This window comes from Streptosporangium sp. NBC_01469 (assembly GCF_036227305.1).
Lineage (GTDB): Bacteria > Actinomycetota > Actinomycetes > Streptosporangiales > Streptosporangiaceae > Streptosporangium.
On record NZ_CP109465.1, the window covers coordinates 9607291 to 9633360 of the forward strand.

Annotated in this window: 23 protein-coding genes; 1 reads left to right on the forward strand and 22 read right to left on the reverse strand. The window is 71.4% G+C overall.

Annotation, left to right across the window (positions count from 1 at the left end):
* Positions 1-74: 74 nt before the first annotated feature.
* Positions 75-854: a neutral zinc metallopeptidase gene (locus OG587_RS41870; RefSeq protein ID WP_329084399.1), complete on the forward strand. Its 780-nt coding sequence runs from the start codon at positions 75-77 to the stop codon at positions 852-854.
* A 70-nt stretch (positions 855-924) separates the two neighbouring features.
* Here the strand turns inward: OG587_RS41870 and OG587_RS41875 are convergent, their stop codons facing one another.
* The 22 genes from OG587_RS41875 to OG587_RS41980 all read right to left on the reverse strand — a co-directional run bounded on the left by OG587_RS41875 (position 925) and on the right by OG587_RS41980 (position 25961).
* Positions 925-2793 carry a serine/threonine-protein kinase gene (locus OG587_RS41875; RefSeq protein WP_329084400.1) on the reverse strand — a complete coding sequence of 623 codons (1869 nt, stop codon included), beginning with the start codon at positions 2791-2793 and terminating at the stop codon, positions 925-927.
* 208 nt (positions 2794-3001) lie between these two features.
* Positions 3002-3193: a hypothetical protein gene (locus OG587_RS41880; protein ID WP_329084401.1), complete on the reverse strand. Its 192-nt coding sequence runs from the start codon at positions 3191-3193 to the stop codon at positions 3002-3004.
* Between the two features lie 259 nt (positions 3194-3452).
* Positions 3453-4742 (reverse strand): glutamate-5-semialdehyde dehydrogenase, encoded by a 1290-nt coding sequence (locus OG587_RS41885; protein WP_329084402.1) that lies wholly within the window; start codon positions 4740-4742, stop codon positions 3453-3455.
* Between the two features lie 18 nt (positions 4743-4760).
* On the reverse strand, positions 4761-5885 hold the full coding sequence (gene proB, locus OG587_RS41890; RefSeq protein WP_329084403.1) for a glutamate 5-kinase: 1125 nt from the start codon (positions 5883-5885) through the stop codon (positions 4761-4763).
* 149 nt (positions 5886-6034) lie between these two features.
* The gene (obgE, locus tag OG587_RS41895) at positions 6035-7384 is read right to left on the reverse strand and encodes a GTPase ObgE (protein WP_329084404.1); all 1350 of its coding nucleotides are present in this window, start codon (positions 7382-7384) and stop codon (positions 6035-6037) included.
* A 105-nt stretch (positions 7385-7489) separates the two neighbouring features.
* Positions 7490-7747, reverse strand: a complete 258-nt coding sequence (gene rpmA, locus OG587_RS41900) for a 50S ribosomal protein L27 (RefSeq protein ID WP_329084405.1) — start codon at positions 7745-7747, stop codon at positions 7490-7492.
* A 19-nt stretch (positions 7748-7766) separates the two neighbouring features.
* Positions 7767-8069 (reverse strand): 50S ribosomal protein L21, encoded by a 303-nt coding sequence (rplU, locus tag OG587_RS41905; RefSeq protein WP_030924785.1) that lies wholly within the window; start codon positions 8067-8069, stop codon positions 7767-7769.
* Between the two features lie 209 nt (positions 8070-8278).
* Complete coding sequence (locus OG587_RS41910) at positions 8279-11155, reverse strand: Rne/Rng family ribonuclease (RefSeq protein WP_329084406.1); 2877 nt, start codon at positions 11153-11155, stop codon at positions 8279-8281.
* Between the two features lie 97 nt (positions 11156-11252).
* Positions 11253-12032, reverse strand: coding sequence for a TIGR03936 family radical SAM-associated protein (locus tag OG587_RS41915; protein ID WP_329084407.1), 780 nt, complete (start codon positions 12030-12032; stop codon positions 11253-11255).
* 101 nt (positions 12033-12133) lie between these two features.
* Entirely contained in the window at positions 12134-14044 is a 1911-nt protein-coding gene (locus tag OG587_RS41920; protein ID WP_329084408.1) for a TIGR03960 family B12-binding radical SAM protein, read from the reverse strand.
* An 18-nt stretch (positions 14045-14062) separates the two neighbouring features.
* Complete coding sequence (locus OG587_RS41925; RefSeq protein ID WP_329084409.1) at positions 14063-14959, reverse strand: phosphotransferase family protein; 897 nt, start codon at positions 14957-14959, stop codon at positions 14063-14065.
* Positions 14956-16392: a hypothetical protein gene (locus OG587_RS41930; protein WP_329084410.1), complete on the reverse strand. Its 1437-nt coding sequence runs from the start codon at positions 16390-16392 to the stop codon at positions 14956-14958. The genes OG587_RS41925 and OG587_RS41930 overlap by 4 nt, the downstream gene beginning before the upstream one ends.
* A 31-nt stretch (positions 16393-16423) precedes the next feature.
* A complete protein-coding gene (locus OG587_RS41935) occupies positions 16424-16648 on the reverse strand; it encodes a hypothetical protein (RefSeq protein WP_329084411.1) in 225 nt (74 codons plus the stop codon).
* A 143-nt stretch (positions 16649-16791) separates the two neighbouring features.
* Entirely contained in the window at positions 16792-17955 is a 1164-nt protein-coding gene (gene rodA, locus OG587_RS41940) for a rod shape-determining protein RodA (protein WP_329084412.1), read from the reverse strand.
* Positions 17952-18251 (reverse strand): hypothetical protein, encoded by a 300-nt coding sequence (locus OG587_RS41945; protein WP_329084413.1) that lies wholly within the window; start codon positions 18249-18251, stop codon positions 17952-17954. Before OG587_RS41945 ends, rodA begins: the two co-directional genes overlap by 4 nt.
* A complete protein-coding gene (gene mrdA, locus OG587_RS41950; protein ID WP_329084414.1) occupies positions 18248-20311 on the reverse strand; it encodes a penicillin-binding protein 2 in 2064 nt (687 codons plus the stop codon). Before mrdA ends, OG587_RS41945 begins: the two co-directional genes overlap by 4 nt.
* Before the next feature lie 97 nt (positions 20312-20408).
* Complete coding sequence (gene mreD / locus OG587_RS41955; RefSeq protein ID WP_329084415.1) at positions 20409-20963, reverse strand: rod shape-determining protein MreD; 555 nt, start codon at positions 20961-20963, stop codon at positions 20409-20411.
* Positions 20941-21963, reverse strand: a complete 1023-nt coding sequence (gene mreC, locus OG587_RS41960) for a rod shape-determining protein MreC (RefSeq protein WP_329084416.1) — start codon at positions 21961-21963, stop codon at positions 20941-20943. The genes mreD and mreC overlap by 23 nt, the downstream gene beginning before the upstream one ends.
* Positions 21963-22994: a rod shape-determining protein gene (locus tag OG587_RS41965; RefSeq protein WP_329084417.1), complete on the reverse strand. Its 1032-nt coding sequence runs from the start codon at positions 22992-22994 to the stop codon at positions 21963-21965. The genes mreC and OG587_RS41965 overlap by 1 nt, the downstream gene beginning before the upstream one ends.
* 192 nt (positions 22995-23186) lie before the next feature.
* On the reverse strand, positions 23187-23597 hold the full coding sequence (ndk, locus tag OG587_RS41970; protein WP_329084418.1) for a nucleoside-diphosphate kinase: 411 nt from the start codon (positions 23595-23597) through the stop codon (positions 23187-23189).
* A gap of 91 nt (positions 23598-23688) precedes the next feature.
* Positions 23689-25611: a hypothetical protein gene (locus tag OG587_RS41975; RefSeq protein WP_329084419.1), complete on the reverse strand. Its 1923-nt coding sequence runs from the start codon at positions 25609-25611 to the stop codon at positions 23689-23691.
* Between the two features lie 11 nt (positions 25612-25622).
* The gene (locus OG587_RS41980; protein WP_329084420.1) at positions 25623-25961 is read right to left on the reverse strand and encodes a DUF4233 domain-containing protein; all 339 of its coding nucleotides are present in this window, start codon (positions 25959-25961) and stop codon (positions 25623-25625) included.
* Positions 25962-26070: the final 109 nt, after the last annotated feature.

Below are 26070 nucleotides of genomic sequence, written 5' to 3' on the forward strand. Positions count from 1 at the left end.
GGCCCGGCGACCACCCCCGGGCCCTTTTTCATATAGGTCAGACATAAGGCGATATTGCCCTAGCATCGTGCCCCATGAGAATTCGGATGATCATCGCTATGGCCGGTGCGGCCGGACTGTTTCTCACGGGTACGGCGAACGCCTACCCGATCAAGGATCCGGTTCTGACGAAGAACGCCTTCTACACCTCCGGCAAGCTCGCCCAGACCAGGTGCGCCGAGCCGCCGATCAAGAACAATGACCGGACGCTGGCCAGGCGGTATATGGCGGCCGTCACCAACTGCCTGAACACCGCGTGGGGAGCGCATTTCAAGGCCGCGGGGCTGCCGTTCGGCAAGCCGAGGCTCAAGTTCGTCAACAAGGTGCCCGCCGGCTACTGCGGCCTCAACGTGGATCCCAAGGAGAAATCGCAGGTTTACTACTGCCGCGAGTCGCGCACGATGGTGGTGCAGATCGGCCAGAACTGGCTCACCAGTGCCGACGACCTCTGGCTGCTCCACGTGACGGGACTGCTGTACGGCGCGCATCTGGCGGGCCTCACCGGCATCGAGAAGGCGTTCGACGAAGCCCCGTACGCGAACAGAAACGAGATGAACGAGCAGATCCGCCGCTCCAGTCTGCAGACCGACTGCCTGGGCGGCGTGTTCACCCGGAGTGTCTGGTCCTCCTTCGGCCGGGGGGCCAAGGACTGGAACGAGTTGCTGCGCACCCTGCGGGACAGCGGTGACGTCAAGGGCCAGGCCCGGACGGCCGGAACGGGCGCCAACCGTGCCGCCTGGACGAAGCTCGGCTACGCCACCGGCGACCCGGCCTCCTGCAACACCTGGACCGCCACCCCGGCCAGGGTCGCCTAGCCTCCGCGAATCCCCCCGGCGGCGCCTCACGAGCCAGGAAAATCCGAGGCGCCCCCGGGACGGGGAGCCCCTACACCAGGAGGGCGATCGCGCGTACGGCCGCGGAGCACAGGGCGACGAACCCGCCCAGCACGGCCAGCGCGCGCAGGCCCTCCTTGCGGAGCTCGACGAGCTCGGCGCCGATCCGCTCGATCTCGCGGCCCAGGATGCCCCCGCAGACGACGCCGAACACGACGCCGGCGACGGCGACCGGGGCGGGATGCGCCCACCAGTCAGGCGGCAGCGAGCCGCCGAGGGTGAGCCAGAGCGCGCAACCGGCGAGGGCGGCCGCCGGCAGCCCCGGCCACGCGAGGGCGGTCAGCAGCGAGACGACGAAGGTCAGCGGGAAGCCCAGCACGCGCAGGACCACCCGGGTCCTGGCCGACTTGCGCTTCCTGACCAGCCAGTGCCCGGCCCACAGCGTACGGGCCAGGGTGGCGAACAACCCGGTGACGGCGAAGGTGGCCGGTGGCCAGATGGCCGTCGCCACGACGCACGGCACGGCCAGCACCGCCAGCAGGAGCAGCGCCGCGTTGCCCGCGGGCAGCGGCCCCGCCCTGCCACCGTCCTGGAGCTCTCCGGCCGCCCCGGCCCGCCCCTGGCCGGCCTGGCGCCGGACGGCCCTGCGGGCGGCGGAGGCGGGACGGCCGCCACGCGACGTCTCGGCGGACGCGGGGGTCCGGCCGGTCCGGGACGCCTCACCGCTCGGGGAGACCGAACGCCCCCCGCGAGGCGTCTCGCCGGTCGTGGCGGCCGACCGGCCACCGCGGGGCACCTCGCCGACCGCGGCGGCCGGGCGCCCGCCGCGGGACGTCTCGCCCGCCACCGGGAGTGCCCGCGCCGCACGGCCCGCCTCACCTGCGGGCACCGCCCGCCCGCCGCGCGGTGTGCCGTCCCCGGCCGGGGACCGGGAGGCTCGCACCGCTCCGTCCACCGGGGTGGAGGGCCTTCCCCTGCCGGTCTCCGCCCTGGCCGCCCGGCCACCCTTGGCGGGATCCTCGCCCTTGGCGCCGGGCTTGGACCGGCCCTCCTGCTTCCTGGCCGGACCGGGCTTCTCCCCCGTGGGAGCGCTCGGCTTCCTGGCCGCCCTCGCCTCGGACGGGATCACCCGGGCCAGGCGGCCCAGGCGGCTGGTGAGGAGGGCCGCGGTGGGGCGCTTGGCCGGCTCGCGGTGCAGGGCGGCGCGGATCAGGGGCAGCAGAGCGGCCGGGACGCCCTCAAGGTCGGCCTGGCCGTTGAGGATCGCGTACATCTGCGCCTCGACGGTGCCCCCGCCGAAGGTGGGGCGGCCGGTCGCCGCGAAGGCCACGGTGGCCGCCCAGGCGTGCACATCCGCGGGCTCGCCCACGTGCTCGTCGGCGAACAGCTCGGGGGCGGCGTAGCCGGGGGTGCCCAGGAAGGTGCCGGTCAGGGTGAGCCGGGTGGCGTCCAGGACGTGGGCGATGCCGAAGTCGATGAGAACGGGCTCGTCGTCCCCGTTGACCACCACGTTGGCGGGTTTGAGGTCGCGGTGCACGACCCCGGCCGCGTGGATGATCGACAGGGCGATGGCCAGGCCCTGCGCGACGCTGAGCAGGCCGCCGCCCACCAGGGGGCCGTCGCGGCGCACCCGCTCCAGGAGGGTGTCCCCCTCGATGTGTTCCATGACCAGATAGGGCCGGTCGCCGTCGAGATCGGCGTCGACGACGCGGGCGACGTAGGGGCTCTCGACCCTGCGGAGGGCGCGGACCTCTCGCTCCAGGCGCACCCGGGCCTCGGAGGTGGCGTCGTGGACGTCGTGGAGCACCTTGAGCGCGACGTTGTCACCCCGGCGGCTGGAGGCGAGGTAGACCTCGCCCATTCCCCCCCGGCCGAGACGCTCCAGCAACGTGTAGGGACCGACCCGCCCGAGACGACCCACGTGACCTCCTGCGTCGGCCACATGGGTCAGGGACCGCTGCGCCTATCGGGTCGCTCACTCCCGCTCGCTTCCCTGCTCTCCAGCCATAGGAGACCACACCATAGCGGGCGAGTGTGACGTTTTCCCGGCGGCACGCCGGACTCCCCGAAAGATCCGGAACAGCGGGAAGCCCGATGGCCGTGGGCCCGCCGGGTCCGGGCGGTGCGCCTCAGACCCGGTGGACGGGCTCGCGGGCCGGGTCTTCCAGCAGGCTGTCGAGCTTCGCGGTGGGTTCGGCCGACAGGTCGCGACGCCTGGTGCGACGCCAGTTGACGTGCCCGCGGCTCTCCAGCAGCAACAGCAGCCGGTCAGCACCGAAGAGGACAAGAGCTATAAAAAGGAACGAAACGACGATTTCCATGGAATCCAGTCAAACCATTAACTACCTCGACTACACTGAGTGACACACCCTAACACTCGGCGACCGGCCGAGGGGCCGAACGAGATCCCCGGCGAACCCGCGGGAAGTGCCGATCCGCCGCCACGCCGCCACGGCGGATCGACGCCCGCTCCGGTGCCCGCGTCGAACACCGCCGGGCGGGCGCTCCCGCCCCACTCCGGCCCCCGCACTGACCGGCGCCCGGGCGCCGCGGGACGCGACACCCGGGCGCCGGGGAGGACTATCGGGAGGTGGCCTCGGACGAGGCGAGGACCGTGCCCTCGCCGGTGCGCAGGTGGCCCTCGCCGGTGTAGACCCACTTGGTCGAGGTCAGCTCCGGCAGGCCCATGGGACCGCGCGCGTGCAGCTTCTGGGTGGAGATGCCGATCTCCGCGCCGAAGCCGAACTCCCCACCGTCGGTGAACCTGGTCGAGGCGTTGACCGCCACGGCCGCGGAGTCGACCAGCGCGACGAACCTGCGGGAGGCGCTGACCGAGCGCGTGACGATCGCGTCGGTATGGGCTGAGCCGTACTTCCTGATGTGCGCGACCGCGTCCTCCAGCGAGTCGACCACGGCGGCGGCGATGTCCAGCGAGAGGTACTCCATCCGGAAGTCCTCCTCCCCGGCGGGCACCACGTCGCCGTACGCCGCGACACGCGCGTCACCGTGCACCGTGACGCCCTCCGCCGCCAGCGCGGCCAGCGCGCGCGGTACGAAGACGTCAGCCACCGCCGCGTGCACCAGGAGCGTCTCGGCGGAGTTGCACACCGAGGGCCGCTGGACCTTGGAGTTGATCAGGATCTGGATCGCGAGGTCCTGGTCGGCGTCGGCGTCGACGTAGACGTGGCAGTTGCCCACGCCGGTCTCGATCACCGGGACGGTGGACTCCTCCACCACCAAGTTGATCAGCGAGGCGCCGCCGCGCGGGATCAGCACGTCGACCAGGCCGCGGGCTCTCATGAGCTCCTTGACCGAGTCGCGGCTCTGCCCGGGGACCAGTTGAACGGCCCCGGCGGGCACCTGGGTGCCCGCCAGCGCCTCCTGCATGATCCTGACGAGGACCGCGTTCGACTCGTACGCGCTGGACGAGCCGCGCAGCAGGGTGGCGTTGCCGCTCTTGAGGCAGAGCGCCGCGGCGTCCACGGTCACGTTGGGGCGGCCCTCGTAGATGATGCCGATCACGCCGATCGGGACCCGGAGCTGGCGCAGCTCCAGCCCGTTGGGCAGCGTGTTGCCCCGGATCACCTCGCCGACGGGGTCGGGAAGGTCGGCGACCTGGCGGACCGCCTCGGCGATCGCCTCGATCCTGGCCTCGTCGAGACGGAGGCGGTCGATCATGTATTCGGAGATCCCGCTCTCCCCGGCCCTCTCCACGTCGAGCGCGTTGGCCGCGACGATCTCGGCGGACCCGGCCACGAGCGCGTCGGCCATCACCCGGAGCGCGGCGTCCTTCGGCGCCCTCGGCAGCGGGGCCAGCTCGGCGGCGGCCTCTTTGGCCGCCAAGGCCACCTTCAGGAAGTCCTCGGACATCTCGCGCTCCAAAAGAAACTAGTTGTGGGATTCCAGTATGACGATGTCGTCGCGGTGGATCAGCTCTCGTTCGTACTCGGGCCCCAGGCTGGCCGCCAGCTCCCGGGTGGAGCGTCCGAGCAGCTCGGGGATCTCCCCCGCGTCGAAGTTGACCAGGCCGCGCGCGACCACCCGGCCGAGCGGCCCGCACAGGTCCACCGGATCGCCCGCCGCGAACTCGCCCTCGACGGAGGTGACCCCCGCCGGAAGCAGCGACTTGCGGCGGCTCACCACCGCCTCGACGGCGCCGGGGTCCAGGTGGAGACGGCCGCGGCCCGTGGTCGCGTGGGCGAGCCAGAGCAGGCGGGTACCCGGGTGGCGCCCGCCGGGGTGGAAGTAGGTGCCGACGTCGGTTCCCGCGAGTGCCTGGGCGGCGTGCGCGGCGGCGGTCAGCACCACCGGCACCCCCGCCCCTGTGGCGATCTTGGCCGCCTGGACCTTGGTGATCATGCCTCCGGTACCGACCGCCCCGCCCCTGCCGAGCTCGACCCCGACGAGGTCCTCGGGCCCGCGGACCTCGGCGAGCCTGCGGGCACCGGGACGGCGGGGGTCGCCGTCGTAGAGGGCGTCCACGTCCGACAGCAGCACCAGCGCGTCGGCCCGGGTCAGGTGGGCGACCAGCGCGGCGAGCCGGTCGTTGTCGCCGAAGCGGATCTCGTCGGTGGCCACGGTGTCGTTCTCGTTGACCACCGGGACGATGCCCAGCTCCAGCAGCCGGGCCAGCGTGCGCTCGGCGTTGACGTGGTGCGAGCGGCGCATCATGTCGTCGGCGGTGAGCAGCACCTGGCCGACCCGCAGGCCGTACCGGGCGAAGGAGGAGGTGTAGCGGGCCACCAGCACGCCCTGGCCGACCGAGGCGGCGGCCTGCTGGGTGGCGAGGTCGCGCGGCCTGGCGGGCAGGCCCAGCGGACCGAGACCCGCCGCGATCGCGCCGGAGGAGACCAGCACGATCTGGGTGCCCGCCTTCCGCCGGGCGCCGAGCACGTCGACCAGGGCGTCCACCCGATCGACGTCGATCGTTCCCTGCGGGGTGGTGAGCGAGGACGAACCCACCTTCACGACCAGGCGCGAAGCCGTACGGATCCGTTCGCGCGCAGAGTCCACGACACGTACCTCTCAAAGATGATCATTTAAAAGACCAGGTTATCCGAGCCGCCCGCGACGGTGTTCCGCACAAGGCGGCCCGCCGAGGTCCCGCCGGCCGAGCCGGTTGTCCGAGCCGTTTCGCGCGAGGCGGCCCCGCCGGGGTCCCGCTAGAGCCGGTTGTCGGAGCCGCGCGGCCCCTGGCGCACGGCCTCCGCGTTGAGCGTCGGCTGCCAGTCGAAGATGTAGCCGCTCTCCATGGAACCGATGATCACCTCGGCACCGGCCTTCGCACCGGCCTTGGTGAGCTCCTCCTCGACGCCGAGCCGCTCCAGCCGGTCGGCCAGGTAGCCCACGGCCTCGTCGTTGGTGAAGTCGGTCTGGCGGATCCACCGCTCCGGCTTGACCCCGGTGACCTGGAAGGTGCGCTCGTCGACCCTGCGGACGGCGAATCCCGCGTCGCCGTGCTGCTTGGGCCTGATGACCAGGCGGGTCGGCTCCAGGACGGGAGCGGCGGCCCTGGCGGCGGCGACCATCTCCCCCATGGCGTAGGTCAGCTCCTTGAGCCCGTCGTGGGTGGCCGCGGAGATCGTGAAGACCCGCAGGCCCCGCTCCTCGAGCATCGGCCCCACGATGTCGGACAGCTCGCGGGCGTCGGGCACGTCGGACTTGTTGAGCACTGCCAGGCGCGGCCGGTCCTCCAGCTTGCCGTACGCGGCCAGCTCGGCCTCGATGGCCTCGTAGTCGCTGATCGGGTCGCGTCCCGGCTCCATCGTGGCGCAGTCGATCACGTGCACGAGCGTGTTGCAGCGCTCGACGTGGCGCAGGAACTCGTGCCCCAGGCCCTTGCCCTCCGAGGCGCCGGGGATCAGGCCGGGCACGTCGGCGACGGTGAAGATCGTCTCGCCCGCGGTGACCACCCCGAGGTTGGGGATCAGGGTGGTGAACGGGTAGTCGGCGATCTTCGGGCGGGCGGCGGAGAGCGCGGCGATGAGGGAGGACTTGCCCGCGCTGGGGAAGCCGACGAGCGCCACGTCGGCGACGCTCTTCATCTCCAGCATGACGTCGACCTCGTCGCCGGGCTCGCCGAGCAGCGCGAAGCCGGGGGCCTTGCGCTTGGCGGAGGCCAGAGCGGCGTTGCCGAGCCCGCCGTGCCCGCCCTCGGCGATCACGTAGCGGGTGCCCGCGCCGATCAGGTCGATCAGGACCTCGCCGGTGTCGGCGTTCTTGACCACGGTGCCGTCGGGCACCGGAATGATGATGTCGCCGCCGTTGGCGCCGTCGCGGTTGGCGCCGTGTCCCTGCTTGCCGTTGTCGGCCTTGCGGTGCGGGCGGCGGTGATACTCCAGGAGGGTCGCCGTGTTGGCGTCGACCTCCAGGATCACGTCACCGCCCCGGCCGCCGTTGCCCCCGTCGGGCCCGCCCAGCGGCTTGAACTTCTCCCGATGGACAGAGGCGCAGCCGTTTCCCCCGTCACCGGCCTTGATGTGCAGGACCACCTGGTCCACAAAGTCCGGCATATCTACTTTCCTACCTCTATCTACGGGAACCTCTGCTGAAAACGCGAACAGGGGTGGACCGCTGAATGCGATCCACCCCTGCCGTCAACGTCTGTCGGCGCGAATCTACTCCGCGACCGGAACGATGCTCACCGCGCGGCGCCCACGCTTGAGACCGAACAGAACGTGGCCCGCGGCCAGCGCGAACAGCGTGTCGTCACTTCCACGGCCGACGTTGTCGCCGGGGTGGAAGTGGGTGCCGCGCTGACGAACGATGATCTCGCCGGCGTTGACCAGCTGACCGCCGAAGCGCTTCACACCGAGCCGCTGGGCGTTGGAGTCGCGGCCGTTCCGAGTGGACGACGCGCCCTTCTTGTGTGCCATCTCGCAAAACTCCCGAAACTCAGGCCTGGTCGATGCCGGTGATCTTCACCTGGGTGTACCGCTGGCGGTGACCCTGGCGCTTCTTGTACCCCGACTTGTTCTTGTACTTCAGAATCCGGATCTTCGGACCCTTGGTCTCACCGAGAATCTCGGCGGCAACCGTGAACTTGCCCGCCTCGGTGGTCACGTCGCCGTCGTTGACGACGAGGACCGTCGGCAGCGAAACCGTGGAACCGACCTCGCCGGCGACCTTGTCCACTTCAAGGACGTCACCGACGGAGACCTTCTGCTGCCTGCCGCCGCAACGAACGATCGCGTACACCGCGGAACCCTTCTTCTGACTGCTTGCTCGCTGGATGCTGCGCCCCGCATCCGGCTGTGGTCATTGATGACGTACCGGGTAGGCGCGCGAACAGGGCGCGCCATGAGCGCACCGGTTCACCAGGGTACCGGATTGACGGTGTCCTGGTCGAACCGGGCGGAACGTCGTGGGGTGCCGGCCTTCGGCCCCGTCCCAATGTGGGACGGGGTCTAATCGGCCGGCCTGGCCTTGCGGGAGCGTCTCCGCCCCCGGCCAGAAGCCTGTGCTGCCTGACCGTCCTCATGCTGGACTCCGTCAAGCGCATCGGTCACCGTATCACGGCCAGACTGGTCACCGGCCGCCACCGCGTGGTTACCGTCCTTGCCGAGCTTGTCCGCGACGGCCTTCTCCACGGCCATCTTGCCCTGGGTGCCGCGCGGCTCGGGCTTGCCCTCGACCGGCTCGGCCGAGACGTGCAGGCCACGGCCGTTGCAGCACTCACAGACGGTGGAGAAGGCCTCCAGGAGGCCCTGACCGACCCGCTTGCGCGTCATCTGGACCAGGCCCAGGGAGGTCACCTCGGCCACCTGGTGCTTGGTACGGTCGCGGGCCAGGCACTCCAGCAGCCGCCGCAGCACCAGGTCCCGGTTGTTCTCCAGCACCATGTCGATGAAGTCGATGACGATGATGCCGCCGATGTCGCGCAACCTGAGCTGGCGGACGATCTCCTCGGCCGCCTCCAGGTTGTTGCGGGTGACGGTCTCCTCAAGGTTGCCGCCCTGGCCGGTGAACTTGCCGGTGTTGACGTCGACCACGGTCATGGCCTCGGTCCTGTCGATCACCAGCGAGCCGCCGCTGGGCAGCCAGACCTTGCGCTCCATCGCCTTGGCGATCTGCTCGTCGATCCGGTACGCGGCGAAGACGTCGTCGCTCTCCTCCCACCTGCTGAGGCGGTCGGCCAGGTGCGGGGCGACGTAGCGGACGTACTCGTCGACCGTCTCCCACACGTCGCCCGCGACGACCAGCGAGGCGAAGTCCTCGTTGAACACGTCACGGACCACCCGGACGGTCAGGTCGGGCTCGGAGGAGAGCAGCTCGGGCGCGCTGGCCGACTTGGCCTTGCGCTGGATGTTCTCCCACTGCGCCGACAGCCTGGCCACGTCGCGGGCCAGCTCGTCCTCAGAGGCGCCCTCGGCGGCCGTACGGACGATGACCCCCGCGTTCTCCGGCATGACCTTCTTCAGGATGCTCTTGAGGCGGGTGCGCTCCTTGTCGGGGAGCTTGCGGCTGATGCCGGTCATCGAGCCGTCGGGCACGTAGACCAGGTAGCGGCCCGGCAGGCTGATCTGGCTCGTCAGGCGGGCGCCCTTGTGGCCCATCGGGTCCTTGGTGACCTGCACCAGCACCGACTGGCCCGACTTCAGCGCCACCTCGATCCGCTTGGGCTGTCCCTCCAGCCCCGCGGTGTCGAAGTTCACCTCCCCGGCGTACAGGACCGCGTTGCGGCCCTTGCCGATGTCGACGAACGCGGCCTCCATGCTCGGCAGGACGTTCTGCACCTTGCCGAGATAGACGTTGCCCACGTACGACTGGCTCGCCTCGCGGTTGACGTAGTGCTCGACGAGGACGTTGTCCTCCAGCACCGCGATCTGGGTGCGCCCGCCGGTGCGGCGCACCACCATCATGCGCTCGACGGACTCCCTGCGCGCCAGGAACTCCGACTCGGTGATGATCGGCGGACGCCTGCGGCCGAGCTCGCGGCCCTCGCGGCGGCGCTGCTTCTTGGCCTCCAGGCGGGTCGAGCCGCGCACGCTCTGCACCTCGTCAACCGAGGTGCTGCGCCCGGCGCGGGGCGCGCGGATGCGCACCACCGTGTTCGGCGGGTCGTCCGGGACGTCGCCCGGCTCGTCCGTGCCCCTGCGCCGCCTGCGGCGACGGCGGCGCGAGCTGCCGCTCTCGGCGTCGTCGTCCTGCTCGGCCTCGGGCTGCTCCTCGTCGTCCTGCTCGGCCTCGGTCTCCTCGGCCTCGTCGAGGTCGCGGGTCTTGCCGCGGCCCCGGCCGCCCCTGCGGCGCCGGCGCCGGCGACCGCTGGCGTCGTCGTCACCGTCGGAGTCGTCGTCCTCGGGCTCCTCGACGAGCTCGGCCTTCTCGGCCCGGTCGGCCCGGTCGGCCTTCGTCTCGACGGGCTCGGGCTCGGGCTCGGCGGGCTGGACCGGCGCGGGACGCGTGGCGGGCTGTGCGGCCCGCTGCGGGTCGGGGGCCTGGAACAGCGGCTGGAACACCGCGGCGGGCGCCTGGAAGGTCACCGAGGGCACCTCGGAACGTTCCTGGGCGGCCAGACCGAAGGGGTCGGCGAACAGGCCGGGCCGCTCCTCGATGATGTCCTCACCCGCGGGCTCGTCGTCGAGCGGCTCGTCGGCGGGCAGGTCGAGCAGCAGCTCCGCCTCGATCTCCTCCGCCTCGGCGGGGGACGCCTCGCGGGCGTCCTGCTCGGCCTCGACCGGCGGCACCTCGCGCGAGACGGCCTTCTTGCGCGTACGGGTGCGCTTGGCGGGGGCGGCGGGCGCCTCCTGGGGCGCGACCTCGGCCTCGCCGAACGGCTCGGGGACGGCGAAGGGGTCCGGCACGGCGGGCGCCACCGGGGACGCCGGGACCACCGGGGACGCCGAGGACGCCGTCACGGGCGCCGCGGTCTCCGCGACCGGCGCGGGCCCCGTCTCGATCGGCCCGGCCGGCCCGGCCGGCTCGGCGGGCTCCGCGACCGGCTCGGCCGGCGGCTTCTTCGCACGGCTACGCCGCGTGGCGGTGACCGCACCGTCCGACACCGCCGCCTTGCGCCTGGTGGCGCGCTTGGGAGCCGCCGCGGCGGGCTCCACCACGGGCTCCGGCGCTCCGGCCGGAGACTCCACCTCGGGTGCCGCAGGTGCCACGTTCTCCGCGACCGGCGCGGGTGGTGCCGTGATCACGGGGGCCGGCTCCGGCGGCTCCGGCGGAGGTCCGGCGGGCCGGCTCGCGGCCCTGCGGCGGGTCGCCGGTGGCCGTGTCTCTTCTGTCGTCGTATCCCCGCCAGGGGTGTTGACCCCGGCGTTGGGCTCGTTGTCGAGCATGCGGGCGCTCTCCCGTTCAGCTCCCGGGCGCGTCTCCGCGCCGCGCGGGAGCTCTCGTCTCTCACTGTCCGCCAGGCCTGGGGCCCGGCGCCAAGTCCTATATGTCGCCGCCGACGTGCCTGCCCACCGGTTCCGCTTCGCCGCCGCGCGTGATGTCGCGGTCCAGGCCGAACGGGTCGGCGGGCTCACCGGTGTGAACGTCCAGCGGGCCCTGCGCCAGCCTGGTTACCTCGGGGGGCACCGGCGGCGCGAAGTCAGCCACAAGACGCAGTCCAGTGAGAACGTCGTCGGGTCGAACGGCAGGAGTTTCGTGCCGTACAACCATGCGAAGTATGACACATGGCTGACTGGACGCCTGACCTGCTGTTGTCTCAGTTCCCTCAAATACCGTGAGGTTCAGCACCGCTTCACGTGCGTCGAAGCGTCGCATCCCCTTCTTCGTAAGGCGTTCGACCTCGACGTGGTCCGTGGCGACGAACTTCTCGACCGCGGCCCCGACGAGGGCGGGATCGGCTCCCGGCAGCCGCAGCTCCCACGCCGAGCACTCCATCTGGTCGGCCAGGCTCGCGGAGCCCGCCTCGACGACGTCGAGCACGTCGAGACCGGGCGGCAGCGAGGTGTCCAGAGCGGCTCGCAGCCGGTCGGGGTCACACTCGCGCGTCACGCTGATCTCGAAGTACTCGGCCTCGCTGGCGACCCCGGTGGGGGCGGCCGCTCCCACGTAGGAGATCTTCGGGTGGGGCGAGAAGCCCGCGCTGAACGCCACCGGGACGTCGGCTCGCCGGACCGCCCGTTCGAGGGCCCGGGTGATGTCGCGGTGACTGGTGAAGCGCAGGCGGCCTCGCTTGGCGTAGCGCACGCGCAGGCGCTGCACCACGGGCGCGGGCGGCGGCCCGTCGGGAGCGGGTTTCAGGGTGGTGTCGTCCTTCCCAAGTCGTGGTCGTCGTTTCCGGGGGCGGTGCTCACGTACCGCCTACCTCAGACAACCGTCAGTGGTAGCAGCTTCTTCCCGGTGGGCCCGATCTGGATCTCGGTCCCCATCGTGGGGCAGACGCCGCAGTCGTAGCACGGGGTCCAGCGGCAGTCCTCGACCTCGACGTCGTTGACCGCGTCCTGCCAGTCCTGCCAGAGCCACTCGCGGTCGAGACCGGCGTCGAGGTGGTCCCAGGGCAGGACCTCGTTCTCCTGGCGCTCGCGTGTGGTGTACCAGTCGACGTCGACGCCGACCTCGGCGGCGGCGTCCATCCAGCGCTGGTAGGAGAAGTGCTCGCTCCAGCCGTCGAACCGGCCGCCCCCGGCCCACACCGCGCGGATGACCTCGCCGACCCGGCGGTCACCCCGGGAGAGCAGGCCCTCCACGATCGAGGGCTTGCCGTCGTGGTAGCGCAGGCCGATGGCGCGGCCGTACTCCCTGTCGCCGCGCAGGGCCTCCTTCAAGGCCCTGAGCCTGCGGTCGACCGTCTCGTGGTCGGCCTGGCCGGCCCACTGGAACGGGGTGTGCGGCTTGGGAACGAAACCGCCGATGGAGACCGTGCAGCGGACGTCGCGCGACCCGGTGGCCTCGCGGCCCGCCTTGATGACCTTCTTGGCCAGGTCGGCGATGCCCTGGACGTCGGCGTCCTCCTCGGTGGGCAGGCCGCACATGAAGTAGAGCTTCACCTGCCGCCAGCCCTGGGTGTACGCGGTGGTGACGGTCCTGATCAGGTCTTCCTCGGTGACCATCTTGTTGATCACCTTGCGCATCCGCTCCGAGCCGCCCTCGGGGGCGAACGTCAGGCCGGAACGGCGGCCGTTGCGGGAGAACTCGTTGGCCAGGTCGATGTTGAAGGCGTCGACCCGGGTCGAGGGCAGCGACAGGGAGGTGTTGGTGCCCTCGTAGCGGTCGGCCAGCCCCTTGGCGACCTCGCCGATCTCGGAGTGATCGGCCGAGGAGAGCGACAGCAGGCCGACCTCGTTGAAACCGGACGCCTTGACGCCCGCCTCGACCATGTCGCCGATCGTGGTGATCGAGCGCTCGCGCACCGGACGGGTGATCATGCCGGCCTGGCAGAACCGGCACCCGCGGGTGCAGCCGCGGAAGATCTCCACGCTGAACCGCTCGTGCACGGTCTCGGCCAGCGGGACCAGCGGCTTCTTGGGGTACGGCCACTCGTCCAGGTCCATGACGGTGTGCTTGTGGATCCGCCACGGCACGCCCGACCTGTTGGGCGCGACGCGCTGGATCCGGCCGTCGGCGTGGTAGTCGACGTCGTAGAACTTCGGCACGTAGACCCCGCCGGACTCGGCCAGCCGCATCAGCAGCCCGTCGCGCCCGCCGGGCGAGCCCTCGGCCTTCCACTCGCGGATGACCTCGGTGATCGCGATGGCGATCTGCTCCCCGTCGCCCAGCACGGCGGCGTCGAGGAAGTCGGCGATCGGCTCGGGGTTGAACGCCGCGTGCCCACCGGCCAGGACGATCGGGTCGTCGTCGCCCCGGTCGGCCGCCTCCAGCGGGATGCCCGCCAGATCCAGCGCGGTCAGCATGTTGGTGTAGCCGAGCTCGGTCGAGAAGGAGAGCCCGAGCACGTCGAACGCCCGTACGGGCCGGTGCGCGTCGACCGTGAACTGGGGCACGCCCTCGGAGCGCATGAGCGCCTCAAGATCGGGCCAGACCGCGTAGGTCCGCTCGGCCAGCGTCTCCGGCAGCTCGTTGAGGATCTCGTAGAGGATCTGGACGCCCTGGTTGGGCAGTCCGACCTCGTAGGCGTCCGGATACATCAGCGCCCAGCGGACCGTGGTCTCGTCCCAGTCCTTGACGGTCGAGTTGAGCTCACCTCCGACGTACTGGATCGGCTTCTGCACCTTGGGCAGGAGCGCTTCCAGGCGGGGAAACAGCGACTCGACAGACATGCCACCAAGAATATCCGCCTAGAGAGGGTGCCACAGGCGGTCGTCGCCCGCTCGCAACGAGTCGAGCCGGTGCCGGAGCTCCTCACGGGCGGTGCGATCACGGTGTGCGTTGCGCAGCACGGCCGTGAGAGTCTGCAGTTCGCGCATGTCGCGCAGCACCGGATAGCCCTCCCACTCGGTCGCGTCGTAGCCGTAGGTCTCGCTGAAATTGGCCCGCTGACGTTCGGTCAGCCCGAATCTGCCTCCCTGGAGTGTCGGGATCAGATCGATCTCCCTGGGCCCCGCGCACACCCCGTCCCAGTCGCACAGCAGGAAACCGCCGGGCGTGCGGATCAGGTTGCCCCGGTGGGCGTCCGCGTGGACGAGCCCGTACGGCAGGACGAACTCCACCCGCTCGTAGTAGGCCTCGGCCAGCGCCTCGCAGCGGCCGAGCAGCCAGTCGCGGTCGTCGCGGGCCAGCGCGACGCTCGCGCCGATCGCCCGGCGCACCCCCCCGAACGGGTCGTGGGTCGGCAGGTCGAACGGCGCGGGCGGCAGATCGTGCAGCCGGCGCAGCAGCGGCCCCAGCTGCGCCGGGTCGGGAGGCGGCCCGATGTGCTCCTCGTGGTGCCAGAACGTCGCCAGGAAGCCCTCCGCGACGACCGGCTGCTTGATCTCCAGCGGCCTGACGGCGGGGAATCCCCGCTCGGCGAGCCACCGGGTGACCCGGATCGAGGTCACCAGCCGGTCGTACCTGCCCGGTGTGGTCGCCTCCGCCAGCCGCACCACCACCTTCTCGCCCGCCAGGTGGTAGACGGCGTTGGCGAAGTCGCGCATCAGCGTCGCGCCCCCGGTGTCGAGCCCGGTCTGCCGGCCCGACTCCGTGAGTGCCACGGCGGCGCGTGAGAGGAGTGAACCCTCCGCGGCGATGGTCATCGTCCATTTCTCCCGTCCGAGATGGCGCCCCTGGCCCGCTTTGGCAGGTCAACGGCGCAGAAACCCTCGATCTGCCCGGCCATCCGCTCCCCGCCGGGCCGCGAGGCCAGCAGCGCGCGGCTCGCGCCGAGGGTGGCGCCCAGGCTTCCGATGCGCCGTTCCGGCGGGAGGGCGAGAATCGGCGCCATGGCGTCCTCGGCGCCCGCGGTGTCGTCCTCCATCAGGTGGGCGATCGCCAGGTGGGCGCTGGCCATGGCCTCGCACCCGTAGGAGCGGTTCTCCGGCTCCCCCGAGGCGTACAGGGACAGCGACTCGCGCGCCGACTCGATGGCCGGGGCGGAGGCGCCGAGCTGCAGCTGGGCGACCGCCGCGTAGTAGCGCTCCTTGGCCGGGCCGAACGCGAACTCCCCGGCGATCTCGTCGTGCAGCTCGTCACCCCCGCCCCCGGCCACGCGGGCGTCGACCGCCTCGCGCAGCGCCTCGAAGGCCTCCCCGCGACGCCCGAGAAGCGCGTACGAGCGGGCCCTCAGCATGTGCAGGCGGGTGGCTCCCGAGCCCGTGCGGACGTGGGTCAGGCCCTCCTCCGCGTAGCGGGCCGCGTCACCGTGGCGGCGGTCCCACAGCGCCACCGACGACTGCATGCCGCGCGCCCACCCCATCAGCGCCGCGTGCCCGGCCACCTTGCCGTACGTCCAGGCGGCTCGGGCTAGGGTGTCGGCGGGGACCCGGCGGTCCATGTCCATGCTGGCGTTGGCCATCAGCCCGCACAGCGCGCCGGTGAGAAAGTACAGCTCCCTGGCCTGCCCGGGGTGGATGCGCCGCTCCAGCGCCCTGCGGGTGCGCTCCTGCAGCTCGCGCATCTCCACGAAGAGCGGCAGCGGGGCCTCGGACACGTAACGCCTGCCGACCCAGATCACCTGGGTGCGCAGCCGCTCCAGCGCCCCGGCGCCCAGCTCGCTCTCCTCGGCCTGCTCGGCGTGCGCGCCAGCCTCGTCGGCCGCCACCGTGATCACGTCGAGGACCGGTGGCGCGGGCGGCACCGAGCGCAGCTCCTCGGGCGTGTAGTCCTGGGCGAAGCCGAGCTGGACCGGGCCGGTCTGGAAGAGCCTGCACAGCAGGTCCGTGTAGTCGCGGTCGGGTCTCGCCCCCGCCTCCCACTCCCGCCAGGAGCGCTCGCTGAGCCCGCGCCGCTTGATCCCCTCCCTGTCGCACATGGCGTGGAAGTGGTCGATGGCCTCCTCCACGGTCCAGCCGTGGGCGAGCCTGCGGCACTTGAACCTGGTCTGCTGGGGACAGCAGACGTGGATCTCGTCCACCATCTGCTGGATGACCGCGGCGGACGGCGGGCCGACGACACCGGCCAGCGTACGGTTGCGGATGATCGTCGCGCACGCCAGCGCGGCGCGGTCGCCACCGCGTGAGACCGGGGTCATCGGCGCTCCGGGGGGTGTCTTGGCGCCTCTGTCACGAGCCGCTGCTCTGGAAGGGCACGACCGTGCCGCCGTTGCGGAGCTGCGCCTGGAAGAGCTGCCCGCACAGGCTGCTCGGGGTCTCGGCGAACCACACCGCCGGCGGGCTGCCCGCCGACACCGCGGCCCAGCGCCCCTTGCTGAACACGATCCGGTAATCGGGAAACGCGGTCCGTAGCAGTTCCAGTGCCCGTTGCCGCTCGGCGAGCTCAGAGATCACGGTTCCTCCGTCATCGCGAGTTCCGTCTTCGTTCCCAGAATGTTCGCTTGACGAACGCCATACCAGTGAGAATCGGAGGTTTCCTACATGCGGGCCGCTCTCATGTAGGCGCTGGAAAAGCGGCGAAACGGGCGCCGAGCCGGTTACTGGAAAGGTTGCCGACGCATGTGGATCGCCTGGAGCAGACCGAAGGCGATCATATTGGCGAAGGTGGCGGTACCGCCATAGGAGACGAACGGCAGCGGAAGGCCGGTGATCGGCATGATCCCGATCGTCATCCCGATGTTGACGAACGACTGGAAGGCCAGCCAGCACACGATCGAACCGGCCATCAGCGCGCCGAACCTGTCGTCACACTCGCGCGCGATCCGCACCCCCCGCAGCAGGATCACCCCGAGCAGCGCCACCACGGTGGCCGCGCCGAGGAAACCGAACTCCTCCCCCGCCACCGTGAAGATGAAGTCGGTGTGCTGCTCGGGCACGAAACGGCCGGTGGTCTGGCCACCCCCGAACAGCCCCTTGCCGAACACCTCCCCCGACCCGATCGCGATCAGCGACTGGGTGCTGTTGTAGCCGACGCCGCGCGGATCGCTGGCCGGGTTGAGGAACGCGGTGAACCGGGCGATCTGGTACGGCTCCAGGACGTCGAGGAACCACGCGGCCACCCCCGCGCCGATCACGCCGAGGGTGAGCCCCGCGATCCAGCGCTTGCGGACCCCCGCCACGACGATCGTGCCGGCCGTGATCACCCCGATGACCATCGTGGTGCCCAGGTCGGGCTGGAGCATCACCAGCCCCATGGTGAAGGCGGACACCACCAGCGCGATCACGACGTCGAAACCGCGCGGCCGGTCGGTGCCCCGGGCGGGCTGGGCCAGCAGCATGGCGAGCATCAGCACCAGGCCGAGCTTGGCGAACTCCGACGGCTGGAACGCGAAACCGCCGCCCAGCATGATCCACGAGTGGGCGCCGTTCACGGTGCTGCCGAGCGGCGTGATCACCAGGATCAGCCCGACCAGCGTCGCGCCGTAGATCAGCGGCGCGAACATCCGCAGCGCCCGGTGGTCCACCATCGCGGCCGTACCGGCCAGCACGGCCCCGATGACGAGGTTGAGGATGTGCTTCTTGACCAGCCCCGTGGAACCGGCCGCCCACGTCCTGGTCGACGACCAGACCAGCATCGTGCCGATCACCGCCAGCGCGGCGACGGCGACCAGCATCAGCCCGTCCATCCGGCCCACCGTGGAGGCCGCCGCCACCGTCCGCCCGGCCAGGGACGTCCTCGGCGGCGCGGCCGCCCGGTTCACGCCGCCTCCCCTGCGGACGTCACCGCCGACACCGTCACGGCGGTCACCACCGATGCCGTCACGAGCTCCACCGCGAACGCCGTACCGGACACAACCGCGGACACCGGCCCACATGCGACCGCGAACGCCGTACCTGACACCGGCCCACGTACGACCGCGAACACCGCCGTGAACGCCGTACCGGACACCGGTCCGCGCCCCACCGCGAACGCCGTACCGGGCATCGAGGCGGGCGCGACCGCGGACATCCCCACGAGCACCGGCACCGGCGTCGCGGGCGGCGCCACGGGCGTCATCGCGACACCGTCCCGTCCTTGGCGATCACCGGGAGCGCCCTCGCCGGGCGCCCGTCCGGCAGGATCGAGGCGGACGGCTTCCCGTCGGGTTTGAACCCGTAGATGCCCTCGTAGATCTTCCGTACCGCCGGGGCCGCGGTCTGGCCGCCCATCCCGCCCTGGGACACCATGGCGACGATCACGAACCGCGGCTTGTCCGTCGGGGCGAACGAGGCGAACCAGGACGTGTCAGCCTTGCCGTAGACCTCGGCGGTGCCGGTCTTTCCGCCGATCTTGACCTTGTCCATGGGGAATCCCGAGAAGGCCCCGGCCGCGGTGCCGTCGGAGGCGACCTCGCTCAGCGCCCCCTTGATGTAGGCCCGCTCCTCCCGCGAGATCGGCAGCCTGCCCACCACCGGCACCTTGATCTCCTTGACCTTGGTGCCGTCGGGACGCACCAGCGCCCAGCCCACCTTGGGACTGCGCAGTTTGCCGTCCCCGACCAGCGCCGCGTAGGCCGCCGCCAGTTGCAGCGGCGTCACCAGCACATCGCCCTGCCCGATGGAGAAGTTGGCGGCGTCACCCGGCCGCCACTGGAATCCCTCCAGGCAGTTCTCGTACGCCAGCCGCTTGAGGAAGGCGGCCCTGCTGGGACTGCTCTTGGCCACCTCCGGATAGCCGGTCTTGGCCCGCTTGCAGTTGTCCTCCTTGGTCACCGCCCACAGCGTCTTCTTCCACGCCCGGTCGGGAATCCTGCCCGGCGACTCGCCCGGCAGGTCGATGCCCGTGGGGCGGCCGAACCCATAGGCGCGCGCCATGTTCGCCATCGGCTCCTTGGTCCTCCCCTTGGGATTGAGCCCGCCGTCGCGCAGCCACTGCTCGTACGCCGCCCGGTAGAAGATCGTGTCGCAGGACTTCACCAGCGCCGTGTGCAGGTCGAGGGTGCCCAGCCCGATGCCGCGGAAGTTGTTGAACGGCCGGTCGCCCACCATGAAGGACCCCGGGCAGTCGTACTTGCCGTGCAGCGGGTAGCCGTCCCTGAGCATCGCCGCCACCGACGACACCTTGAACGTCGAGCCGGGCGCGAACTCGCCCTTGATCGCCCGCGACACCAGCGGCTTGCCGGTCTTGCCGGACAGCAGCCGCTGGTACTCCACCTCGGAGATGCCCCCGCTCCAGACCGCCGGATCGTACGTCGGCGCGCTGGCCAGCGCGATCACCCGGCTGGTCCTCGCGTCCAGCACCACCGCGGCCGCCCCGTCGGCCTTGGGCGCGCCCTTCATCGCCTCGGCCAGCGCCTTCTCCGCCAGGGCCTGCACCCTGGCGTCGATGCTGGTGATGAGCGTGTCGCCCGGGATCGGCGACACGTGCCGCTCCACCCCGATGACCTTGCCGAGCCGGTCGACCTGCACCCGCCGCATCCCGGGCGTCCCCCGCAGCGGCACGTCGTAGACCGCCTCCAGGCCGTCCCTGCCCACCAGGTCGACCCCGGAGAACGCCGCCCTGAGCCCGTCGCGCCTGTCCAGCTCCTCCTGCGTGATCGGCTGCAGGTAGCCGAGCGCCTGCGCGCCCGCGCTCCTGCCCGGATACTCCCGTACGGCCTGCACCTCGGCCGTGACCCCGGGGAACTCCTCCTGCCGCTCCAGAATCTGCAGGGCCTCGCGCGTGGTGACGTCGACGTCGATGGGAATCGGCTGGTACGGGGATCCCGGCCAGCAGGGGCGGGCGACCCCCGGGCCGCACGCCCTGATCCGCTCCCGCAGCTCAGTGGGACGGCGGCCGAGCACGGTGGCCAGCCTCTGGAGCACCTCCTCGCCGTTGCCCGCCATCCGGTTCAGGCGCGTACGGTCGACCGAGACCACCAGCGTGGTCCGGTTGCGCACCAGCGGACGGCCCGTCGCGTCGAGGATCTGCCCGCGCACCGCGGGGACGACGACGTCACGCGTGCGCGTCTCGGTCGCGGCCTCCACGTACTCCGTGCCTCGCACCACCTGCACCTGCCAGAGCCGCACCGCGAGCAACGCCAGCATCGACACCACCAGCACCTGCACCATGACCAGACGCCCCCGCATCAGGCCCATGTCCGCTCCTCCCCGCACACCCCGCAGAAACCCCCTGTCCACGCCCCGCTCCCCGGCCCGCCGGACCCCCACCGCGTACGTGGCCGCGTACGTGGCCTCATACGCGGCTCCGCAGGGCGGACCTGGGCACCTGGATGAGGCGCGGCTCCGGCCCCCGGACGACCCTTCGCACCATCCACACCACGGGGGGCGCGGCGAGCAGGTTGTAGACCATCGCCTGCGGCAGCACCGTCGTGAGCATGGACACACCGGTCCGCGGATCCCCCACCAGGGCGCCGGTCATCAGAGCGACCACGGGGCCGGCGACCGCGCAGGCCAGCGCCGCGAGCGGCCCCGCACTCGGCTGGCTCTCCACCGCCCGTCCCGCCATGAAGCCGATGAGGCAGAACACGAGCGCGTTGTGCCCGAGCAGGTGCGCCGCCGGCGGCAGCAGGTCGCTGACAAGACCTGCTGCGAAGCCCATGACGGCCCCCGCGGCGGCCCCGCGCGCCAGCGCGTACCCCACCACGGCGAGCAGCACCAGATCCGGCGCGGCCTGCCCCGGCAGCGGAAGCCTGTTGACGACGGTCACCTGGACGATCATGATCCCCAGGAGCAGCACCACGAAGATCGCGTTGCGGCCCATCCCGTCAGACCCCTTCTCGCCGGCCACGGGGAGCCTCCGCCTCACGCGAGCCGGAATCGGACTCGGGGCCGGACTCAGGGACGGAATCGGACTCGGAGCCGGACTCGGAGCCGGGTGAGCGTGGCGTGGACCGTCCCGGCGTCGAAACCTTCGCCTTGCGCGGGCCCGGAGGGAGCACCGCGTCCCGCGGGTCACGGCGCGGCGCCTGCACCACGACCCCGACCACGTCCAGCGCGGTGAGATCGGCGGACGGCCGCGCGTACGCGATGCGGGTCAGCTCACCCGGCGTGGCCTCCACCCGCTCCACCACGCCGATCGGCACCCCCGCCACGTACGGCGCGCCGCCCTGGGAACCAAAGCTCACGATGCGGTGGCCGGGGATGATCGGCGCGGTCGAGTCGAGCAGCCGGAAGCGGACCAGGCGGCCGTTCTCCCCCACGCCGTGCACCACCCCGATCTCGTTGCTGCCCTCCAGCCTGGCCCCGGCCGCCGAGGCGGGGTCACTGAGCAGGACCACCGTCGAGGTGGACGGCCCCACCTGGACCACCCTGCCGACCAGGCCGTCGGCGTTCAGCACGGTCATCTCCGGGCGCACCCCGTCGGTGCGCCCCACGTCGAGCTCGACGGCCTCCTCGAACCCGGGAGCGCCACGCCGGGCGATCACCTGGGTGGGCAGGATCCTGTATCCGCCGATCCCCGCCACACCGAGCAGCCTGTGAAGCTCCCGGGATCGCCCCCGGTCGAGACTCTGCGCCGCCAGGTCGTGCCTGAGCCGCTGGTTCTCCGCCCGCAGCTTCTCGAGGCGGCCTCGCGCCGAGGGAGCCCCGGCCATCGTCTCGAAGAACTCGCCGACCGGTCGCACGAATCCCGCCCCCGCGCTCTCCGCGGCGCCGAACAGCGTCGTGCCGGCCGTCCTGAGCGGACCGAACGGCGACTCCGTGACCGAGCGGTGGTCGATGGTGACGAGCACGAGCGCGGCGGCCAGCAGCAGCCCCAGGTTGACCCGTGCCCTGCGGGTGTCCTTCATCAGTGCCGCGGCTCGGGGACCAGGACCTGCTGCAGGGCGTCGAAGTCCTCGACGCACTTGCCCGAGCCGAGCGCGACGGAGTCGAGGGCGTTGTCGACGAGGTGGATCGGCATGCCGGTCTCGGCCTTCAGCCTCTCGTCCATGCCCTTGAGGAGCGCCCCGCCCCCGGTGAGGGCGATCCCTCGGTCCATCAGGTCTCCGGAAAGCTCGGGCGGGCACTTGTCGAGCGTGGTCTTGACCGCGTCGACGATCGCGTTCAGCGGTTCCTCGATGGCCTTGCGGATCTCCGCGGCCGACACCACGATCGTCTTAGGCAGGCCGCTGACCAGGTCGCGGCCCCGAATCTCGGCGTGACTCTCCTCGGGGAGCATGCACGCGGAACCGATGGCCATCTTGATCTCCTCGGAGGTGCGCTCGCCGAGCATCAGCGAGTACTCCTTCTTGGCGAAGGCGATGATCGCCTGGTCGAGCTCGTCGCCGCCCACCCTGATCGACTGGCTGGTGACCACACCGCCCATCGAGATGATCGCCACCTCGGTGGTGCCACCGCCTATGTCGATCACCATGTTGCCGGTGGGCTCGTGCACGGGGAGCCCGGCGCCGATCGCGGCGGCCATGGGCTCCTCGACGATGTAGACCCTGCGCGCGCCCGCCTGGTAACCGGCCTCCTTGACCGCTCGCTGCTCGACCCCGGTGATCCCGCTCGGCACGGCGATGATGATGCGCGGCTTGGCGAAGTGGCGGCGCTTGTGCACCCGCTGGATGAAGTAGCGCAGCATGCGCTCGGTGACGTCGAAGTCGGCGATGACACCGTCCTTGAGCGGGCGGATGGCCACGATGTTGCCGGGCGTGCGGCCTATCATCCGCTTGGCCTCGATACCAACGGCCACGATCTTCCCCGTCGCGGTGTTGATCGCTACGACCGACGGCTCGTTGAGCACGATCCCGCGGCCCCGCACGTACACGAGGGTGTTCGCGGTGCCGAGGTCGACCGCCATGTCACGGCCCAGAAAAGCAAGATTGCTGCCCATGAGGAAGGCCGGCCTCCTTCCGTCAGGTCGTCGGCGAAAACTACGGAACGCACTCGAATCGTAACGTGACGTACCCACCATTGAGCGCAATGAGGCGGCCTGCCGCAGCAAAATCTTGGGTTAGCCGAACAGGGCGGGCCTCGCCGTCCACAAGGACGACGAGGCCCGGCAAACGCGGCGAAAGCGCGCGTTCTAGAAGCGGTCCGGGAAGAAGATCTTGATCTCCCTTGCGGCGGACTCGGGGGAGTCGGAGCCGTGGACGACGTTCTCGCCGATCTCCAGGGCGTGGTCGCCGCGGATGGTGCCGGGTGCGGACTTGACGGGGTCGGTGAGGCCTGCGAGACCCCGGAAGGCCTCGATGGCGCGCGGCCCCTCGAGCACCAGCGCGACCAGCGGGCCGGAGGTGATGAACTCCACCAGCTCGCCGAAGAACGGCCGCTCGGAGTGCTCGGCGTAGTGCACCTTGGCGGTGTCGACGTCCAGGGTGCGCAGCTCCAGCGCCACGACCTTCAGACCCTTGCGCTCGACACGGGCGATCACATCGCCGATGAGACCACGCGCCACACCGTCGGGCTTGATCAGGACAAGGGTGCGCTCGGACACTGAAGTTCTCCTTTGAACACGTATGGGTCGCGGACTGCGGTAAACGCGCGAAGTTTACCGTCCTTCGCGCGATTCCCCGTGGTCGGCGAGGTCACTGGAGCGCGGGCCCGTTCCCCGGGCCGTCCTCGGGCGAGGGCGCGGGCGGCGGCACCACCACGGGCGGCGCGACGACCTTCTCCGGCTCGGTCTCCGTCTCCGGCTCGGGGTCGCGCTCGGGGACGCGGTCGGGCTCGTGCCGGGGCCTGGGCCGCCCGCCCTTGCCCGCCCCCTGCCCGCCCCCGGTGGCGGCCATGGACCCGCTCATGGACCCGGTCGCGGCCATGGGCCCGGCCTCGGGATTCGGGCGGACCCGCGATTGCGGACCGGCCTCGGACCGTGGCCGCACCACCGGGTGTCTCGCCTGCCCGTCCCGTTCGGCTCGCCCGGACTGCCCGGAGGGTCCAGCCTGTTTGGGAGGTCCCGACGCCGTGGCGGCCGGCCACGCGCCGCCCGCGAGATCGACCTCCCCGGCGGGAGAAGGCACCAGTCCGGAGCCGGAACCCGCCCCGGGCGAGACATCGTCCGTACCGGCCCAGGTGTCCCGCGTGTCCCAGGTGTCCCGCGCGCTCGCCGGGGTGCCAGGCAGCAAGCGGGCCAGGACGGCACCGAGCACGATCACCACGAGCACCAGACCGCCCCCGATCAGCGCCCACAGGTGCAGGGCGTCCACGAACCCGTCGACCAGCGCCTGCGGGGTCGTGGCGTCCTCCAGACGGGTGACCTGGACGCCGCTGCCCAGCAGGAAGCCCACGAGCACCGCGGGGAAGAACAGCGACAGCGCCAGGAGCGCGGCCCCCTCGCCGCAGGAGCGCAGCGCGCCGGTGAGCGCCACCGAGGCGCCGCCCGCGAGCAGGACGAACGGGAGGATCAGCGGGAGCCCTCCCGGAGCGGGAAGGAACAGCCGCACGGCGCACAGGCCCGCGACCATCACCACAAGCCCGCCCGCGGTGACCATGGGCATGGCCGTGTCGCCCAGCCGGTTCACCAGCACGGCGGACAGCAGGCCCACCAGCGCGGCGATCGCGAAGGCCGGCCACAGGCCGGACAGACCCGGACCTCCCAGCCCGCCGAGCTCCACATAGGTGATCTGGGCGGCGGTCGGCAGGACGACTACGCCGACCGCGACCATCGCGTAGGCCGGCGCCCGGCCGACGCCCCCCTTCGAGGCGCTGGAGGAGGCCAGGGCGAGCAGGACGAGGACGGACACCAGTGCCGCACGGATCACCAGATCCGGCGACCAGTCGAACGTGCTGCCCAGAGCGAGGGCCGCGACGCCCGCGGCGGGCACGACCACCCACAGCGTGCGCCCGCGCTCCGCGACGACCGGCACGGGACCGGCGCCGCTCTCGCCCTCCCTCAGCCACAGCACCAGATAGAGCGCGGCGAGCGCGAGCGCGACCCCGGTGAGCATCGGGTACGGCTGGAGGGTGACGCGCCAGGAGTCGACCTGGTCAAGGGGCCACAGCGCGAGCGCCTGGGCGGCCAGGAGGCTCGCCGTCAGCGCGGCCGCCCACACGGCCCTGAGGAACACCGAACGCCCCCAGACTGCCATCAGGGTGGCGGGAACCAGCAGGCCCGCCCCGACCCCGTGCAGGACCCGCAGGACCCCTACCAGCGTCGTGGACCCGGCGTACCCACCGGCGGCGTCGGCGAAGGCGAGCAGGGTCAGCCCCGCGACCATCATCGGGGCCGCCCTCATCCGGTGCACGGCCACCGCCGCCACCGGCACGGTCAGGACCATCGCGGGAAGCGCCAGCCCGTGCGCCCTGATCATCGCTATCTGCGAGATGTCCGGCGGCAAGAGGGCGGCGACCACCGAGATGGTGTTGGGAATGGCGACGATCGCCAGCGGCAGCACTACCGCGACGAGCAGTCCGAGGACGACGTCGAGCATCAGGGAGACCCGAAGTGCGCGCACCAGGCCCGTGGGCCTGGCGGACACCGCCCGAGTCGGCTGGATGGGAGGGACGGCCATGTTGGCCGACTTTAGCGAGAAGTCACGCCCTCGACACGGCGAGCGACGAATATCGCTGTGATCCACAGTGCGGCGAAGAGCGCACCGAGGAAGAACATGGTCGGAACCATGAGTCCGGAGGCGATGGCGAGCACCTGGATCACGCTTCCCGCGACGTAGGCGAAAGGCCGTTTGAGCAGGCCGATCACCACGACGCAGAGAAGCGCCAGGCCGAGGCCGACGGTGGCCGCGACGGCCGGTTCGACACCCTGCGTGTTGATGGCCACCGGCGTGAACAGACCAACGACTATGGCCTCCATGCCGAGCACGCTCGCGCAGAGACGTCTCATCCCCGGAGTGACCGTGATCATTTTCCGCTCCTCCGGAGTCGCCTCGGCCATGCCCTACCCGCCGCGCCCGGCCGGCTCATTCCGTCTTGTCCGCTCACTGCGTCCTGTCCACTCACCGCGTCTTGTCCGC